Raw genomic sequence first — 16,201 nt, 5'->3', positions numbered from 1 at the left:
GCGCGCTCCCGTTCCGGTCACTGCTTGCAGAGGCCGATGCGGAGTTCCAGCACGCGGCGCAAGAAGCCCGCGGTGCTTGTGGCGATCGTAGCTCAGTTGGTTAGAGCGCCGGTTTGTGGTACCGGAGGTCGTGGGTTCGAACCCCATCGATCGCCCCATTTCTTCTTTCGACATGCTGCCTCGCCCCGGTTTGCGCGGGGGCGATTCGCCGGGGACAGGCTTTGGTCTTTGGTACGAGGCACTTGCTCCTTTCGAAACGGTCTTTAGAAGCGCGCTGTTATGCATGGCTTTGCCAACCCAGCTCGTTTCCTTCGCATCGCCCGATGGCTGATGCCGCTCTGCATGGGGGTGGGCATCCTCGTTGCCGGCGCGGCTCTGGCCTGGGGCCTGTTCGAAGCGCCCGCGGAGCGCCTGCAGGGCGAGACGGTGCGAATCGTCTACCTCCACGTTCCGGCAGCCTGGCTGGGTATGGCCGGCTGGATGGGAATCGCCGTCGCCAGCTTCATGCAGATCGTCTGGCGCCACCCGCTGGCGGGAATCGCGGCAAGGGCCTGCGCCGTGCCGGGCGCGGTGTTCACCGCCGTCTGCCTCGTCACCGGTTCGCTGTGGGGCCGACCTGCCTGGGGCACATGGTGGGTGTGGGACGGGCGGCTGACCAGCATGCTGGTGCTGCTGTTTCTCTATTTCGGCTGGATGGCGTTGTCGCAGGCAAGCGAGGCCTCCGACGGGGGGCAGAGCAGTGCTCCCGCGATCTTCGGTCTGGTGGGCGCGGTCAACATCCCGATCATCCATTATTCGGTCACCTGGTGGAACAGCCTGCACCAGCCGCCCAGCATTACCATGGGCAAGTCGGCGATGTCGGGGGCTTTCCTGTGGCCCTTGCTCTTCGCGATGCTGGGTTTCACGTTGATCTTCGCGGGCGTCGTGCTGGCGCGCATGCGGGCGATTCTGGCCGATCAGCAGGCCGAGGCGCGGCTGCGTCGCAAGGCTCTGGCGGCAGGGGACCTGTAATGCGCGAAGCGATGGATCCCTGGATTTTCGTGGCAGCATCCTATGCCATAGGCATCGCTGCGACCGTTACCATGGTGGCGTGGTCGCTGCTGTCGATGAAACGCGCCGAAAAGCGCCGTGACGAGGCGAGGAAGCGCTGACGATGGCAATCAAGGCAAAGCACCAGCGACTGGTACTGCTCGTCATCGCGCTTGTCGTGCTGATCGGAGCAGGGCTGCTGGCGGCCTGGGCACTGCGCAATCAGGCGAGCTATTTCTACGTTCCCGCCGAAATTACGGCCAATCCGCCCGAGTCCGACCGCGCCGTGCGCCTGGGCGGCATGGTGGAAAAGGGCTCGATCAAGACCGAGCCCGACGGCGTCACTATTGCTTTCGTCGTGGAAGACGGCAAGGCGCGCGTTCCGGTGGTCTTCAAGGGCATCGTGCCCTCGCTCTTCGTCGAGGGGTCGGGCGTCGTGGCCGAAGGCAAGATGGGCGCGGACGGTACTTTCGTGGCGGACAACCTCCTGGCCAAGCATGATGAGAATTATGTCCCGCGCGAGATGCAGAACATGACCGAGGCACAGGCCAAGCAGGTCGTGGCCGAAACCAAATGATAGCCGAACTCGGTCTTGCCGCCCTGTGGCTGGCGGCCGCGCTGGCGGCGCTGCAACTCGTTTCGGGCGCGCTCGGGCTGACCAGGCATGGCGAAACACTGGCCGGCGTGACGCGTCCGGTCGCGGTCGCGCAGGGGCTGCTCGCGCTGATCGCCTTCCTGTGCCTGATCTACGTCTTCGCCGTTACCGACCTGTCGGTGAAGCTGGTCGCGCTCAATTCGCATTCGATGAAGCCGCTGGTGTTCAAGATCGCCGGGGCCTGGGGCAATCACGAAGGCTCGATGCTGCTGTGGGTCACGGTCATGGGCATGGCCGGAGGCTTCGTGGCGCTGATCGAGAAGCGGCTGCCGGAGCCGACCATGCTGGCGACGCTGGCCGGGCAGGCCTTCGTTTCGCTCGGCTTCTATGCCTTCCTGCTCATTGCCTCGAACCCGTTCGAGCGGCTTTCGCCGGTGCCGGCGGAAGGCAATGGTCTCAATCCGCTGCTGCAGGACCTTGGTCTCGCCTTCCACCCGCCCACGCTCTACCTCGGCTATGTCGGTCTCTCGATCGCCTTCAGCTTCGCGATCGGTGCGCTGATCACGCGCGAGGTCGGGCCGGCCTTTGCCCGGGCCATGCGGCCCTGGGTGCTGGGCGCGTGGATATTCCTCACCATCGGTATCACCGCCGGTTCCTATTGGGCCTATTACGAGCTGGGCTGGGGCGGCTGGTGGTTCTGGGACCCGGTCGAGAACGCCTCGCTGATGCCCTGGCTCGCGGCGACCGCGCTGCTCCATTCGGCCAGCGTCCTGGCCTCGCGCAATGCCTTGCGCGCCTGGACGGTCATGCTGGGCGTCGTGGCCTTCTCGATGTCGATGATCGGCACGTTCCTTGTACGCTCGGGCATTCTCACGAGCGTCCATGCCTTTGCGGTCGATCCCGAACGCGGCACGTTCATTCTGGCGCTGCTGGCGATCAACATCGGCGGTGCCCTGACGCTCTTCGCGCTACGCGCTTCCACGGTGACCGAAGGTGAGCGCTTCGCGCTGGTCAGCCGCGAGGGTGCGTTGGTGTTCAACAACGTGATGCTTTCGGCGATTCTGGGCATTGTCCTGTTCGGCACGCTCTACCCGCTGGTGGCTGAGGCGATGGGCGCCAAGGTCTCGGTCGGTCCGCCTTACTTCAACCCGATGAGCGCGCTCTTCGCGGTGCCGATGCTGGTGGTGCTGGCGATCGGGCCGCTGCTGCGCTGGCGGCGTGACAAGTTCGCGCGCATCGGCAAGCTGCTGGTGATTCCGGCACTGCTGGTAGTGGCCGCGGGCATCGCCGTGGTGGCGATCGGCGGCGTTTCGCTGCTGCCGTTCCTGGGGCTGGCGCTTTCGATCGGCCTTGCCTGGGCGAGCGTGCTGCCTTTGCGCGACCGCAACCTGCGCCGTACGCCGCTGCCGGTCTGGGGCATGGTCTTTGCCCACTTCGGCATTGCCGTTGCCCTGTTCGGGATGAGCAGCGAGAGCGCCTTCACGGTCGAAAAGCTGGTGGCGGTGAGGACCGGCGACGTCACCGAAGTCGGCCCCTGGCACGTGAAGCTCGATTCCATCGAGCCGGTCGCCGGGCCCAACTGGACCGCACTCGAAGCCCGTTTGCTGGTGCGTTACGGCGCCGACGGCAAGGAAACGCGCATGCTGCCGCAATCGCGCAGCTTCTGGGCACCGCCGCAGCAGACCAGCGAATCGGCTCTGCTGACGCGCTGGAACGGCCAGCTCTACGCGGTGCTTGGCGGCGAGGCCGAGGACGGACGCTGGCAGCTCAGGCTGTGGTGGAAGCCCTTCGTGCCGCTGATCTGGATCGGCGGACTGCTGATCGCGCTGGGTGGCCTGCTGGCTCTGGCCGGGCGCGTGGCCAGCGACGTGCGGCGCATCGTCGCCAAGGACAAGATCGCCTACCGCCGTGAAAGGCAGGGCCGATGAGCGGAAAGAAAAACCCGGAAGCTACCTCCAGGCCGAGCGCATGGGTAATCTGGCTGCCACTGGCACTGTTCCTGGGGTTCGTCGCGCTTGTGCTGATCGGGTTGCTCCGCCCGGCGGACAGGAATGTCGCCAGTGCGCTGGTGGGCAAGCCGATGCCGCAGTTCGACCTGCCGCCCGCGTTGCCCGGACGGCCGGGGCTGGACAGCAAGGTGCTCACCAACGGCAAGCCGCATCTCGTGAACATCTTCGCCAGCTGGTGCGTTCCCTGCCGTATCGAGGCGCCGCAGCTGGGTGCGCTGGCCCGGGCAGGTATCCCCGTCGAGGGGATTTCGGTGCGCGATTCGACTGAGAACCTGCAGAATTTCCTCTCGGAAAACGGCGATCCGTACCAGCGGATCGGCGCCGACGACGACGGCAAGGTTCAGCTCGCGCTTGGTTCGTCGGGCGTACCGGAAACCTATGTGGTCGATGGCAAGGGCACGATCGTCTATCAACATATCGGTGAGATCCGCCCGGAACATATCGGTCTTCTGCTGGACAAGCTGAAGGAGGCGGAGAAGTGAGCCGCTTCGTTACCCTTCTGCTTCTGGCGCTGGGACTGGTTGCCGCCGTGCCGGCGCTGGCACAGCAGGAACAGTCGACCGCGCCTTATGCCTATCGTCAGCTCGACGATCCGGCCGAGGAGGAAAAGGCACAGGCACTGATGGAGACGCTGCGCTGCCTCCAGTGCCAGGGGCAGTCGATCGCCGATTCGGATGCGCCGATCGCCGGTTCCATGCGGTCGCTGGTGCGCGAGCGCATAGCCGCGGGTGAGCAGCCGGAAGCGATTCGTGGCTGGCTGATCGAGCGTTATGGCGATTACGTGAGCTATGCGCCGCGCATCACCAGCCTGACCTGGCCGCTTTTTGCCGTTCCGGCCGTGCTCGTTCTGCTGGCCTTCCTGCTTCTGCGCCGGCGGTTCACCGGAAAATCGGGGCAGGGAGAAGAGGCATGACCTGGGTTCTCGTCATCGTCCTGGCCCTGCTGGCCTTTCTGTTCATGGCTTTCGTGTTGAAGGCACCGCGCGGTACCCGCGAAGCCGTCGCTGCGGCCTTGCTTCTCGGTATCGCCGGCTATGCCCTCCAGGGCAAACCGGGCATGCCATCGGCGCCGAAGGCGGCAGCCGAGCCGGTAACCGCCAATTCCGCGGCGCTCGTCGAAGGGCGGATGAAAGTATCCAACAAGGGCATTCCACCTAACAATCAATGGGTTGTTATTGCCGATGGGCTGGCCCGCAATGGTCGCTATGCCGATGCGGCGCAGGTTCTGCGCGGGGCTGTGGAGAAAGATCCAAAGAATTCGGAAGCCTGGCTGGCCATGGCCAATGCGCTGCTGGGACATGCCGACGGCATGCTGACTCCGGCGGCTCTCTATGCCTATCGCCGTGCGGCCATAGCTGACCCGAACAACCCGGGCCCGCCGTTTTTCCTCGGCCTTGCGCTTGCGCAGTCGGGCCGATTCTCCGAAGCGCGCGCATTGTGGGCCGATTTGCTCAAGCGCGCGCCGGACGACACACCCTGGCGCGCACCGCTGGCGCAGCAGCTGCAAAGGCTGGATGCGCTGATTTCCGGCCAGATGGGCGGGCAGGACGATGCGCCCGTGTCCCAGCCTTGAACCGGTCCGTACGCAACGTTGCTTGCCTCAACGCATACTGCTAACGGCCACAGCCTTGCCGCAGCTGCGAGCTGAGGCTGCGAGTCCATGACGGGGCGCACGAATGAGTGATGCAACATCGGATAAGGCTGGCGGCCCGACGCTGATCGATCCGGCGACGGGGGCGATAGCGCCGGCGCACGGGCACGGTTCGGGCAATGTCGCCAAGCTGGCCTTCGGGGCGATCGGCGTCGTTTTTGGCGACATCGGTACGAGCCCGATCTACGCTTTCCGTGAAACTTTTGTCGGCCCGCACCCGCTGGCCATCGACGAACTGCATATCCTGGGCGTTGTCAGCCTGATCTTCTGGTCGATGACGATGGTCGTCTCGATCCAGTACGTCGGCGTGCTCATGCGTGCGGACAACAAGGGGCAAGGCGGCAGCCTGGCGCTGGTCGCGTTGATTTCGGGCGCGATCAAGAAATCGAGCTACGGCGGTCTGATCGTCATGCTCGGGGTGTTCGCGACTTCGCTGTTCTACGGCGATTCGATGATTACTCCGGCGGTCTCGGTGCTTTCGGCGGTGGAAGGCCTTACCGTCGTCCAGTCGAATCTCGCGCCGTTCGTCCTGCCGATCGCGCTGATCCTGCTGATCGGCCTGTTCGTCCTGCAAAAGAGCGGCACGGCCAAGGTCGGCGCGCTCTTCGCGCCGGTCATGGTGATCTATTTCACCACTCTGGCCGTGCTGGGCATATACCATCTGGCGCAGATGCCCGAGGTCCTGGCGGCGCTGAACCCGTGGTACGCGATCCAGTTCTTCCTCACCGACAAGATGCTGGGCTTTCTCGCGCTCGGTTCGGTCGTGCTGGCGGTTACCGGCGCCGAGGCGCTCTATTCGGACATGGGCCACTTCGGGCGCGGACCGATGCGGCTTTCGTGGTTCGCCTTCGTCATGCCGTGCCTGCTGATCAACTATTTCGGGCAGGCCGCGATGATCCTTGGGCTCGACGATGCCGCTGCGGCCGAGGCGATGGAGAACCCGTTCTTCAACCTCGCGCCGGAATACCTGCGCCTGCCGCTAGTCATTCTCGCGACCTGTGCGACGTTCATCGCCAGCCAGGCAGTGATCTCGGGTGCCTTCTCGATCACCCATCAGGCGATGCAGCTGGGCTTCATCCCGCGCCTTTCGACCCGCCACACCAGCGAGCACGAGGTCGGGCAGATCTATATTCCCTTCGTCAACTGGGCGCTGATGACCGGCGTGATCCTGCTGGTCCTCTACTTCCAGAACTCGTCGAACCTGGCATCGGCCTACGGTATTGCGGTGACGGGTGCGATGCTGATCGACACCTGCCTGATGACGGTGCTGCTGATCGTGCTGTGGCGCTGGAAGCTGTGGCTGGCGATACCGATCATCGTCGCGTTTTTCGTCGTCGACGGCGCTTATTTCGCCGCGAACGCCACCAAGATTGCCGATGGCGGCTGGTTCCCGCTGCTGATCGGCGGCGTCGCCTTCACGCTGCTGACGACGTGGAACAAGGGCCGCAAGCTCATGCGCGACCGCATGACGGAGGCCGCGCTACCGCTCAACGTCTTCGCCAAGAGCGCCCACGGCAGCGCTGCGCGCGTGCCCGGAACGGCGATCTTCATGGCCTCGAGCAACGTGGGCGTCCCTTCGGCGCTGCTCCACAACATCAAGCACAACAAGGTTCTGCATGAACGCGTCGTGGTGCTGACGGTCGAGGTTCAGGACGTGCCCTATGTGGAGCCTTCGGAACGCTACGAGGTGATCGAGCTGGGGCAGGGCTTCTTCCGCATGACGCTGCGCTACGGCTTCATGGAAGAGACCGACATTCCCGCCGCGCTGGCCCATTCCGAAATGTGCGGCGCGCCGTTCGAGATGATGAAGACCAGCTTCTTCCTCTCGCGCCAGACGCTGCTTCCCTCGGAGAAGCCGGGCATGGCGATCTGGCGCGAAAAGCTTTTCGCGTGGATGATGCGCAATGCGGCGAGCGCGATGGAATTCTTCCGCCTGCCGACCAACCGCGTGGTGGAACTGGGCAGTCAGCTGGAGATCTAGGCTGCCCGGTTTCCGGATGCCGCCATCAGCGCCGGCGGGTTCAGGTATTCGGTATGTTCGATCACCACGCCATCGCGGACGCGCGGCCTCGTGCGGATGCCTGTGCTGCCGCCCGACCGTGAAACGCGTTGGGCAGGCCGGGTGGCATGAACGGCAGGTGTAGGACGAAATCCGGGGCGACGTCGCCGATAAACCCATCGAAGTCACCCTGTGGCATGTGGGCCAGCGAGTCTTCGACAAGGGCGGTTGTCGCGTTCGTCGCAGCTCTCTCCAGATCTTGACGCAGGCATGGTCACACCCGTGCGGTGGGTGGGGCAAGAGCCGCATCTGGATCGGAAGGACGGGGTGTTCGAGAACCCGTCAGTCGTGCGGCGGGTTTTCGATCAGTTCTTCCTTCGCCTGCTCGCCCATGCCGTGCTTGAGCACCATGGGAAGCTGCGAGAAGGTGAAGACGAACGAGAGCACGGTGAAGCCCCAGAGCTTGGCCTGCAGCCACGTCTCGAAGCTCACGGTGTAGACCAGCGCGGTGTTGAGCACGGCGAGGAACAGGAAGAACCACGCCCAGTTGCGGGAAAGCTTCATCCAGCCCGCCTCGTTCAGCCCCTCGAAGGCTGACTGGAGCAGATACTTGAGCATGGGCTTGCCGCGCCACAGCCCGAAGAACAGCACGCCCGAGAACATCAGGTAGACGGCGGTCGGCTTGATGCGGATCCAGAAGTCGTTGTGGAAGATGACGGTGAGCGTGCCGAAGCCCAGGATCAGCACCGTGGTCAGCCAGAGCATCGGCGAGACATGGCCGAGGCGCCATTTGGAGACGGCCAGCGCGATCACGGTCGCCCCCATGAAGGCAATCGTGCCGTTGATCACCGCTGCCACGGTCGCCAGCGAGTTGCCGCTGCCGGAAGGCGAGAAGTATTTGTAGGTGAGGAAGAACACCAGCAGCGGGCCGAAGTCGACAACCAGGTTGACCCAGGAACTCTTGGGCTTTTCGGGCTCGATGTCACTCATCATGCAATTCCGGCGATCACGCGGGCCAGGAGGTCCGGATTGAAGGGGCGCAGGTCGTCGATCTTCTCGCCGACGCCTATGGCATGGATGGGCAGGCCGTATTGTTCGGCCGCTGCAACCAGAACGCCGCCGCGTGCGGTGCCGTCCAGCTTGGTCATGATCAGGCCGGAGACACCCGCCACTTCCTTGAAAATCTCGATCTGCGACAGCGCATTCTGGCCGTTGGTGGCATCGAGCACAAGCACCACGTCATGCGGCGCCTCGGGATTGAGGCGACCGAGCACGCGGCGGATCTTGGCCAGTTCGTCCATCAGCTCGCGCTTGTTCTGCAGGCGCCCGGCGGTATCGACGATCAGCGCGTCGATACCCTGATCGGTCGCGGCCTTGACGGCGTCGAACACCACGGAGGCGGGATCGCCGCCTTCGGGGCCCTTGACGATGGGTATGCCGAGCCGGTCCGCCCAGACCGCAAGCTGGCCGATTGCGGCGGCGCGGAAGGTGTCGCCGGCAGCTAGCATCACCGAATAGTCCTGCTCCTGGAACAGGTGTGCAAGCTTGGCGATGGTGGTGGTCTTGCCCGAACCGTTCACGCCGATCACGAGAATGACCTGCGGGCGCGGAAATGCGACGATGTCCAGAGGCTTGGCCACCGGACGCAGGATCTCGGCGATTTCGCGGGCGACAACTTCCATGATCGCGCGCTCGTCGGCATCGCGCTCGAAGCGCTCTTCGGCAAGACGGTCGCGAATGCGCGCGGCGGCGCGTGGTCCCAGGTCCGAGGTGATGAGCGCGTCTTCCAGATCGTCGAGCTGCGCGTCGTCGAGACGCGTCTTGCCGACGATGCCGGACAAGTTGCCCGTCAGGCGCTCAGAGGTCTTGCGAAAACCGCCGAAGAGGCGCTGTGACCAGTCATCGCCGGCATTGCCTGCGGTCTGGCCGTCGGACGGCGAGCCGTCGGTACTCATGCTTCCAGTATTCCTTCGACTACCCTTGCAGGTGTAACGCGGATCAGCGCGCCGGGCTGTGTGCCAGCCGGCAGGCGCACGGGCGCAAAGTTTTCCGCATGGCCGGTTCCACCCTTTTCGGCAAGAACCCATAGCGGCTTGCCCGATTGCGCGGCAAGCCAGCGCTGTCGCATTCCCGCGACCTTTTCCCTCAGATCGGCGGCGCGCGCCTTGACCGTGGCCGGATCGACCTGCGGCATGCGCGCGGCGGGAGTGCCGGGACGCGCGGAAAAGGGGAATACGTGACCGTGGACGATCTGCAGCTCTTCGATGATCGAAAGGTTCGCTGCATGTGCCTCGTCGTCCTCGGTGGGAAAACCGGCGATCAGGTCGGCACCGACGGCGATGTCGGGACGGCGCGCGCGAAGGCGTTCGACCAGCGAGACGGCGTCGGCCCGGCTGTGACGGCGCTTCATGCGCTTGAGGATCAGGTCGTGCCCGTGCTGGAGCGAGAGATGGACGTGCGGCATCATGCGCGTCTCGCCGGCGATCAGGTCGAACAGCACGTCGTCGACTTCAGCCCCGTCGATCGAGGAAAGCCGCAGGCGCGGCAGCGCGGGGAAGCGCGCGAGGATCGCCTCGCACAGGGCGCCGAGACGCGGGCTTTCGGGCAGGTCGCTGCCCCATGAAGTGAGGTCCACGCCGGTCAGGACGATCTCGTTCACGCCCGCGTCGAGGTGGACGGCGACGTCTTCGAGCACCTGCGCGACATTGTGCGAGCGGCTGGGGCCGCGCCCCTGCGGGATCACGCAGAATGTGCAGGAATGATCGCACCCGTTCTGCACCTGAACGAAGCCGCGCGTGTAACCGCGCTTTTCCCGTGGCGGCGGTGCCGAAGGCACGTTCCACGCGCGCGGGTCCAGCTTGGCGGTGTTGGGTACCAGGCCGTCCACTTCGGGCATGGCGCCGAGCATGTCGCGCTCGACCTGCGCGGCGCAGCCGGTGACGATCAGCCGGGCATCGGGACGGGCCTTGCGGGCGCGCCTGATCGCCTGTCGGGTCTGGCGCACGGCTTCGCTGGTGACGGCGCAGGAATTGACGACGACAAGATCGCCCGCGTCGCCCAGCATGGCACGCAGGGCTTCGCTTTCGGACAAGTTGAGGCGGCAGCCCAGCGAATGGACTTCGACGGTCAACCCGTGCTCCCTGCCGTCAGCCCGTAGTCGGCCGGATCGAAGCTGCCCCGGAAGCTTTCCGTCGCGGGGCCGGTCATGACGATCTCGCCGTCTTCGCGCCATTCGATCGCCAGAGGGCCACCGGGCAGGGTAACGGTCACCTTGCGGTCGACGAGGCCGCGCTCGATCGCGCCGATGGCGGTGGCGCAGGCGCCGGTGCCGCAGGCACGAGTGAGGCCGGTACCGCGCTCCCACACGCGCAGGGTGATCGCGTCGCGCGCGGTGACCGCAGCGACGTTCACATTGACGCGTTCGGGGAAAAGCGGGTCCGTTTCGATGAGCGGGCCCAGACGCGCCATGTCCACCGCGTAGGGATCGTCGACGAAGAAGATCACATGGGGATTGCCGACATTGACCGCGACCGGGTTTGCCAGGTCTTCCCAGGCCAGCGGCATCGTGTGCGTGTCCATGGCATAGGCCAGCGGAATTGCTTCCCAGTCGAGCCGGGGCTTGCCCATTTCGACCGAAATGCCCTGTTCGGAAGGGCTGGCGGAGATCACGCCGCCCAATGTCTCGATTCGCGCGGGCTCGCCATGGAGCAGGCCGACAGCGCGGGTGGCGTTGCCGCAGGCTTCCACCTCGCTGCCGTCGGCATTGAAGATGCGCATGCGAAAGTCGCCGGTATCCGACGGTTCCAGCAAGATCAGCTGGTCGCAGCCGATGCCGGTATGCCGGTCTGCCAGTGCCGTCGCCAAGGCGGCATCGATGGGGGGAAGGGGCTGCGAGCGCGCGTCCAGCACCACGAAATCGTTGCCCAGGCCGTGCATCTTGGTGAAGTCGATCCGCATGATGCGCGATCTAGGTGTTGGCGAGCCTCAGGTCCAGAGGTTCCGGGTTAAAGTTCAGGCCTGGCTGGCGTGCCTGGGAGCGGCGTGTGCGTCCTTGGCCGGTTCGATGCCGGCAGGCACGGGCGATGCCTTGTCTGGAGCAGGCGCCGCCACGGCGACCGGCTCGGAACGGATCGGCGAGGTCGCATGCTCGCGCAGCAGCTCTGACAGTTCGCCGGCCGGGCGCGGGTGGCCGTAGAGATAGCCCTGGCCCTTGATATGACCGTACTGCAGGAGGTGCTTGAGAACCTCGCTGCTCTCGATGCCCTCGGCGGTAACCGGCAGTTCCAGATCCTTGCCGAGCATGGCGATGGCATGGACGATCGCGGCGTTGTCCTTGTTCTCGATCAGGCTCGTGACGAAGCTGCGGTCGATCTTGATGCGGTCAAAGGGCAAGCTGCGCAATTGGGCAAGCGAGCTGTAGCCGGTGCCGAAGTCGTCGAGCGTGACCTTGATTCCCTGGTTCTTGAGGCTGGTGATGAGCGAGCGGGCCTGGGGCAGGTTCTGATGCAGGCAGCTTTCGGTGATCTCGATCTCGAGCCGGTGCGGCGGGAAATTCGCTTCCACCAGCATGCGCAGCAGCTTCTGTGCGAACCAGGGGTCGCGCAGCTGAACCGGCGAGATGTTGACCGACAGGCCCAGTTTCGGGTCCCAGTCCTTGGCGTCTTCCAGAGCCTGACGGATCACGCTTTCGGACAAGGCGGCGATGGCACCGATGTCCTCGGCGACGGGGATGAAGATCTCCGGAGAAACGAGGCCGAAATGGGGCGAATCCCAGCGGGCCAGCATCTCGAAGCCGGTGAGCTCCCCGGTCTGCAGGTCGATCTGCTGCTCGTAGTAGGGCAGGAATTCACCGCGCGGAATGCCCTGGCGGATGCCCATTTCCAGCTCGTTGCGGAAACGCATCTCGTCGGCCATCACCCCTTCGAACCAGAAGAAGCTGTTCCGGCCCTGGCGCTTGGCGTGGTACATGGCGATGTCCGCCATCTCGAGCAGGGCAAGGGCGTCGGGCTTCCTGCCGTCGACATCGGGGACGTCCGACCGGGCCAGGCCGATCGATGCCGTGACCTCGATGCTGATGGCGTTGATCTTGGTGCTTTCGGAGATTGCCTTGACGAGGCCGGTCGCGATCTGGTCGATCGTTTCGTCGCGGGATTTGTCGAAGGCGAACGCCGCCGCGAATTCGTCGCCGCCGATACGGCCGGCCACGGCATGCTTGGGCAGGCTGGCGCCGATCCGGTGCGAGCATTCGCGCAGCAATACGTCGCCGGTGCTGTGGCCGTTGAAGTCGTTGACCTGCTTGAAGTTGTCGAGGTCGATCATGATGAGAACGACGGCCTGGCCGTTCCCCTCTGCCGTATCGATCAGCTTGTCGACGCGTTCGTTGAAGTTGCGGCGGTTGAGGAAGCCGGTGAGCGGGTCGGTCTGGGCCATCTGCCGTGCCTGCCGTTCCGAGGCCCGGCGCAGCCTGATTTCGGCGCTCAGCTGGCGATAGCGGCTCCAACCGAAGATGATGATGGCGATGTTGAGAAGAAAGGCGTTGAGGATGAAATTGTCGGGCCCGGGGCCGCGGTCGAGCAGAGAGTCGACCACGCGTGGGCCGACTTCGCTGCCGGTGGCTACAAACATCAGGATCGCGGCGGTGACGATACCAAGAGCGACGACGTCGATCTGTTGCTCGCTTTCGCCAGCTTCGTCCCTGAATGCGATATTGCCAGCCGTCACCCTATAGCCCCCTTGGCTTGCTGCCCAAGGAAAGGTCGCTAATCGGTTACTCTGAAATTTCGGTTAAATGCCGATGACCGGCCCGAGGTGAATCGGCCCGGTCAAAGTCATGTTTACCATTGAGATCAGGTTATTAGGCCGATCTCCCGCAGCCGTTCCTGCAGGTAGTCGTCGGCCGTGATAACCTCGGGGTAACGATCCGGGTTATCTGCGGTGACGCATTCGGGCAGCGTCACGAACTGGAAATCGCTGCGCAGATGCAGGAAGAACGGCATGGAATAGCGGCTGTGCGCGGCCCGGTCGCCGGATGGATTGCGCACGCGATGCGTGGTCGAAGGCAGCACGTGGTTGGTCAGCCGTTGCAGCATGTCGCCGATGTTGATGACCATGGCCCCTTCGGGCGGTGCAATCGAGAGCCACTGGCCGTTCTTGCCGAGCAGTTCGAGTCCCGCCTCCTGGGCACCCAGCAGCAGGGTGATGAGGTTGATGTCCTCATGCGCCCCGGCACGGATGGCGCCGCCGGCCCCTTCGCCCACGGGCGGGTAGTGCAGCAGGCGCAACACCGAGTTTCCGTCCTCGATGGCCGGATCGAACCAGCGCGCGTCGAGCCCGAGGTCGATGGCGATGGCCGACAGGATTTCGGCGCCGGCCTTGTCGAACTGGGCGTAGAGCTGGGTGAAGGTTTCCCGGAAGCCGTCGATTTCGTCCGGCCAGATGTTGGGCTGCATGGTTGCCGCTAGTGGTGAGCCCTCGGGCAGGTCCCGGCCGATGTGCCAGAACTCCTTGAGATCCTTTTCGGTGGCGCCCTTGGCAACTTCGGTGCGGAACGGCGTGTAGCCGCGCGCACCGCCCTGGCCGGACTGGAAGTACTTCATCTTGGTTTCGACCGGCAGGGCGAAGAACTGTTCGGTCAGTGCCCATGCCCGGTCGATCAGGCCCTGATCGATGCCGTGGTCGCGGATCATCGCGAATCCGAACGTACGGAAGCTTTCGCCGATCAGGGGAGGCAGGTTGTCCCGGTCCGCATCGAGGCTCAGAACGGGGATTTCGGCAAGGTCCATGGTGGTGCAATCCGTGATGAATCGGTTATGCGGCTCTCGATAGTCCAAATGGAAAGGTAATGCATGTCGAAGCACTACTGGCTGATGAAGTCCGAACCGGACGCATATGGCTGGGACGATCTGGTGGCTGAGGGCGAGGGAACCTGGGACGGTGTGCGCAATCACCGGGCCGCCAACAACCTGCGGACGATGGAAGTGGGCGACGAGGCGTTCTTCTACCATTCGAACGTCGGCCGGGAGATCGTCGGGATTGCCACCATCAGTCAGGCGGGGCTTGTCGATCCGACCGATCCCGAAGGCAAGTGGGCGGCGGTGAAGGTGAAGCCGGTGCGCAAGCTGGCGAACCCCGTGACGCTCAAGCAGATCAAGGCGGACCCCGAACTTGCCGGTATCGAACTGATCAAGCTTTCGCGCCTGTCCGTGGCCGTGATCACGCCCGAAGAGTGGGAACATATCCTGGCCATGTCGGAAGGCTGATCCGCGCAGCCGGGGCGCTCGTCCCGTTTTGGGATGGGCGCTGCAAGCCGCTTGGCGGAAAAGTAAACAAAGCGTTAAAATCGGCGTCATGCAAAACATGACACGCCGAGCACTGGTTCTCACGCACGAAGCGGCCGGGCATCCGTTCCGGCAGTCACTCCCCCAGCACGTCTTTACCGAGCCTCTCGGGATCGACGTCGAAGCCGAAGAGAATGCCCAGGCCGCGCGCCGCTGGCGAATGACCGGAGGTGACTGGCGCGGCTTTCTGGCCGCTTATTGCGCCAGCTTCGTTGCCGTAAGCATCTTTATCGCGTGAGTGCGGTTCAGGCGGTTGCCGCGGACCGTTCGGCACGGAACAGCAGGTAGCCCAGCCAGGCCGACGCACCGCAGCTGAGCGCCACGATCAGAAGCTGCCGCACTACCGGCAGGCCCATCAGGGTCATCAGTTCGGTCAGCAGTGCGCCAACCACCATGGCCCCGGAATTGACGATGTTGTTCGCCGCGACCGTGCGCGCGGTCTGCGACTTGTCGACGAAAGTCGTCAGGAAGGCATAGAGCGGCACCACGAACATGCCGCCGCAAACGGCGATGCCCAATAGCGTCAGCAGCAATGGAATGGCCAGCGGCTGAACCACGAAAGTGGCCACGTCCATCAGCTCTTCGGGCCCGTTGTGCGGCGGCCACAGCGCGCAGACCTGCTGGAACGCGACAAGGAATACGCCCATGCCGATCACCGAGATGGGTGACCAGCGTGCCGAAACCGTGCCCTTGAGCAGCGCGTTTATCACCATTGCGCCGATGGCAACGCCGACCGAGAAGATGACCAGGAACAGGCTGGCCACCTGCTTGCTGGCCATCAGGATGTTCTTGGCCAGTGGCGGGAACTGGACGAACAGCACGGTCCCGATCGCCCAGAAGAAGCTGATCGCGCAGATCGCCAGATAGACGCGGCGGTCCTTCATCGTGGTGCGAACCAGCGTGATCGACGAACGCAGGACATGGAAGTCGATCGGCTCCGGCTTGCACATCGGGGGCGCGGGGGGGACCTTGCTGCCCGCCAGAAAACCGATCGCGGCGACGCCCACGACGGCGGCCGCGGCGGCTTCCACGCTGATCCAGCCCGCCACGATCGTGCCGGCCAGTACCGCGAGGTAGGTTCCCGCCTCGACCAGCCCGGTCCCGCTCAGGACCTCTTCCTTCTTCAGGTGCTGGGGAAGGATGGCGTACTTGATCGGGCCGAAGAAAGTGGAGTGAATGCCCATCGCGAAGAGTGCCAGCAGCATCAGCGGGATCGCCAGTGCATGCAGTGCGATTCCCTGCCAGGCGAGCACCAGACCGGTGCCTCCCACCAGCATGATGGCGATTTCGCAGGCCTTGATGATCCGGATCAGCCGGGCCTTGTCACGCATGTCTGCCATCTGCCCGGCAAGGGCCGACAGCAGGAAGAAGGGAATGATGAATATGGCCGAGGCAAGGGCGCTGAAGCGGGCTTCCTGCGCCTCGGAATGGTAGACCTCGTACACAACGTAGAGGATCATCGCGTTCTTGAACAAGTTGTCGTTGAACGCGCCGAGCAACTGGGTGACGAACAAGGGGAGGAAACGCCTTGCCCGTATGAGTTTGGTCGTCGTGGTCATAACGGTATGTGCAACAGGCCTCA

17 protein-coding genes and 1 tRNA gene are annotated in these 16,201 nt (G+C 64.4%); 11 read left to right on the top strand and 7 right to left on the bottom strand.

Features of this window, described 5'->3' with window-relative positions; all coding sequences use genetic code 11:
- Positions 1-81 precede the first annotated feature (81 nt).
- From NZK81_RS13530 to NZK81_RS13490, 9 genes are all read left to right on the top strand, one after another.
- A tRNA-His gene (locus tag NZK81_RS13530) sits at positions 82-158 on the top strand.
- A 121-nt stretch (positions 159-279) separates the two neighbouring features.
- The gene (gene ccmC, locus NZK81_RS13525; protein WP_260046652.1) at positions 280-1,011 is read left to right on the top strand and encodes a heme ABC transporter permease CcmC; all 732 of its coding nucleotides are present in this window, start codon (positions 280-282) and stop codon (positions 1,009-1,011) included.
- Positions 1,011-1,151, top strand: coding sequence for a hypothetical protein (locus tag NZK81_RS13520; RefSeq protein ID WP_260046651.1), 141 nt, complete (start codon positions 1,011-1,013; stop codon positions 1,149-1,151). Before ccmC ends, NZK81_RS13520 begins: the two co-directional genes overlap by 1 nt.
- A gap of 2 nt (positions 1,152-1,153) precedes the next feature.
- Complete coding sequence (gene ccmE, locus NZK81_RS13515) at positions 1,154-1,606, top strand: cytochrome c maturation protein CcmE (protein ID WP_260046650.1); 453 nt, start codon at positions 1,154-1,156, stop codon at positions 1,604-1,606.
- Positions 1,603-3,552 (top strand): heme lyase CcmF/NrfE family subunit, encoded by a 1,950-nt coding sequence (locus NZK81_RS13510; RefSeq protein WP_260046649.1) that lies wholly within the window; start codon positions 1,603-1,605, stop codon positions 3,550-3,552. The genes ccmE and NZK81_RS13510 overlap by 4 nt, the downstream gene beginning before the upstream one ends.
- Positions 3,549-4,115 (top strand): DsbE family thiol:disulfide interchange protein, encoded by a 567-nt coding sequence (locus NZK81_RS13505; RefSeq protein ID WP_260046648.1) that lies wholly within the window; start codon positions 3,549-3,551, stop codon positions 4,113-4,115. The genes NZK81_RS13510 and NZK81_RS13505 overlap by 4 nt, the downstream gene beginning before the upstream one ends.
- On the top strand, positions 4,112-4,546 hold the full coding sequence (locus NZK81_RS13500; RefSeq protein ID WP_260046647.1) for a cytochrome c-type biogenesis protein: 435 nt from the start codon (positions 4,112-4,114) through the stop codon (positions 4,544-4,546). Before NZK81_RS13505 ends, NZK81_RS13500 begins: the two co-directional genes overlap by 4 nt.
- Positions 4,543-5,205, top strand: a complete 663-nt coding sequence (locus NZK81_RS13495; protein WP_260046646.1) for a tetratricopeptide repeat protein — start codon at positions 4,543-4,545, stop codon at positions 5,203-5,205. Before NZK81_RS13500 ends, NZK81_RS13495 begins: the two co-directional genes overlap by 4 nt.
- Positions 5,206-5,308: 103 nt before the next feature.
- A complete protein-coding gene (locus NZK81_RS13490) occupies positions 5,309-7,264 on the top strand; it encodes a potassium transporter Kup (RefSeq protein WP_260046645.1) in 1,956 nt (651 codons plus the stop codon).
- Between the two features lie 360 nt (positions 7,265-7,624).
- Here NZK81_RS13490 and NZK81_RS13485 read toward each other — a convergent pair whose 3' ends face one another.
- From NZK81_RS13485 to NZK81_RS13460, 6 genes are all read right to left on the bottom strand, one after another.
- Positions 7,625-8,272 (bottom strand): inner membrane-spanning protein YciB, encoded by a 648-nt coding sequence (locus NZK81_RS13485; protein ID WP_260046644.1) that lies wholly within the window; start codon positions 8,270-8,272, stop codon positions 7,625-7,627.
- Entirely contained in the window at positions 8,272-9,237 is a 966-nt protein-coding gene (ftsY, locus tag NZK81_RS13480) for a signal recognition particle-docking protein FtsY (protein WP_260046643.1), read from the bottom strand. Before ftsY ends, NZK81_RS13485 begins: the two co-directional genes overlap by 1 nt.
- Complete coding sequence (locus NZK81_RS13475) at positions 9,234-10,412, bottom strand: MiaB/RimO family radical SAM methylthiotransferase (protein ID WP_260046642.1); 1,179 nt, start codon at positions 10,410-10,412, stop codon at positions 9,234-9,236. Before NZK81_RS13475 ends, ftsY begins: the two co-directional genes overlap by 4 nt.
- Positions 10,409-11,239, bottom strand: a complete 831-nt coding sequence (gene dapF, locus NZK81_RS13470) for a diaminopimelate epimerase (RefSeq protein WP_260046641.1) — start codon at positions 11,237-11,239, stop codon at positions 10,409-10,411. The genes NZK81_RS13475 and dapF overlap by 4 nt, the downstream gene beginning before the upstream one ends.
- Positions 11,240-11,293: 54 nt before the next feature.
- On the bottom strand, positions 11,294-13,003 hold the full coding sequence (locus NZK81_RS13465; RefSeq protein WP_260046640.1) for a putative bifunctional diguanylate cyclase/phosphodiesterase: 1,710 nt from the start codon (positions 13,001-13,003) through the stop codon (positions 11,294-11,296).
- 125 nt (positions 13,004-13,128) lie between these two features.
- Positions 13,129-14,064 carry an isopenicillin N synthase family dioxygenase gene (locus NZK81_RS13460; RefSeq protein WP_260046639.1) on the bottom strand — a complete coding sequence of 312 codons (936 nt, stop codon included), beginning with the start codon at positions 14,062-14,064 and terminating at the stop codon, positions 13,129-13,131.
- Positions 14,065-14,127: 63 nt separating this feature from the next.
- Here NZK81_RS13460 and NZK81_RS13455 point away from each other — a divergent pair, with 63 nt between their 5' ends.
- Positions 14,128-14,541 (top strand): EVE domain-containing protein, encoded by a 414-nt coding sequence (locus tag NZK81_RS13455; RefSeq protein ID WP_260046638.1) that lies wholly within the window; start codon positions 14,128-14,130, stop codon positions 14,539-14,541.
- A gap of 97 nt (positions 14,542-14,638) precedes the next feature.
- Positions 14,639-14,857, top strand: a complete 219-nt coding sequence (locus NZK81_RS13450) for a hypothetical protein (RefSeq protein WP_260046637.1) — start codon at positions 14,639-14,641, stop codon at positions 14,855-14,857.
- Positions 14,858-14,864: 7 nt separating this feature from the next.
- Here the strand turns inward: NZK81_RS13450 and NZK81_RS13445 are convergent, their stop codons facing one another.
- Positions 14,865-16,178, bottom strand: a complete 1,314-nt coding sequence (locus NZK81_RS13445) for an MFS transporter (protein WP_260046636.1) — start codon at positions 16,176-16,178, stop codon at positions 14,865-14,867.
- Between the last annotated feature and the right edge of the window lie 23 nt (positions 16,179-16,201).

The sequence above is a fragment of the Novosphingobium mangrovisedimenti genome, from assembly GCF_025153475.1.
In the GTDB taxonomy this organism is placed as follows: Bacteria; Pseudomonadota; Alphaproteobacteria; order Sphingomonadales; family Sphingomonadaceae; genus Novosphingobium; species Novosphingobium mangrovi_A.
Note: the sequence above shows the minus strand (reverse complement) of the source record. Positions and strands in the feature narration are given on the sequence as shown.

Bases quoted from the DNA above. Each gene is read 5' to 3' on its own strand.
- ccmE (WP_260046650.1), top strand. From the start codon at position 1,154: ATGGCAATCAAGGCAAAGCACCAGCGACTGGTACTGCTCGTCATCGCG.
- NZK81_RS13445 (WP_260046636.1), bottom strand. From the start codon at position 16,178: ATGACCACGACGACCAAACTCATACGGGCAAGGCGTTTCCTCCCCTTG.
- NZK81_RS13460 (WP_260046639.1), bottom strand. From the start codon at position 14,064: ATGGACCTTGCCGAAATCCCCGTTCTGAGCCTCGATGCGGACCGGGAC.
- NZK81_RS13520 (WP_260046651.1), top strand. From the start codon at position 1,011: ATGCGCGAAGCGATGGATCCCTGGATTTTCGTGGCAGCATCCTATGCC.
- ccmC (WP_260046652.1), top strand. From the start codon at position 280: ATGCATGGCTTTGCCAACCCAGCTCGTTTCCTTCGCATCGCCCGATGG.
- NZK81_RS13495 (WP_260046646.1), top strand. From the start codon at position 4,543: ATGACCTGGGTTCTCGTCATCGTCCTGGCCCTGCTGGCCTTTCTGTTC.
- NZK81_RS13490 (WP_260046645.1), top strand. From the start codon at position 5,309: ATGAGTGATGCAACATCGGATAAGGCTGGCGGCCCGACGCTGATCGAT.
- NZK81_RS13455 (WP_260046638.1), top strand. From the start codon at position 14,128: ATGTCGAAGCACTACTGGCTGATGAAGTCCGAACCGGACGCATATGGC.
- NZK81_RS13505 (WP_260046648.1), top strand. From the start codon at position 3,549: ATGAGCGGAAAGAAAAACCCGGAAGCTACCTCCAGGCCGAGCGCATGG.
- ftsY (WP_260046643.1), bottom strand. From the start codon at position 9,237: ATGAGTACCGACGGCTCGCCGTCCGACGGCCAGACCGCAGGCAATGCC.
- NZK81_RS13510 (WP_260046649.1), top strand. From the start codon at position 1,603: ATGATAGCCGAACTCGGTCTTGCCGCCCTGTGGCTGGCGGCCGCGCTG.
- NZK81_RS13450 (WP_260046637.1), top strand. From the start codon at position 14,639: ATGACACGCCGAGCACTGGTTCTCACGCACGAAGCGGCCGGGCATCCG.
- dapF (WP_260046641.1), bottom strand. From the start codon at position 11,239: ATGCGGATCGACTTCACCAAGATGCACGGCCTGGGCAACGATTTCGTG.
- NZK81_RS13485 (WP_260046644.1), bottom strand. From the start codon at position 8,272: ATGAGTGACATCGAGCCCGAAAAGCCCAAGAGTTCCTGGGTCAACCTG.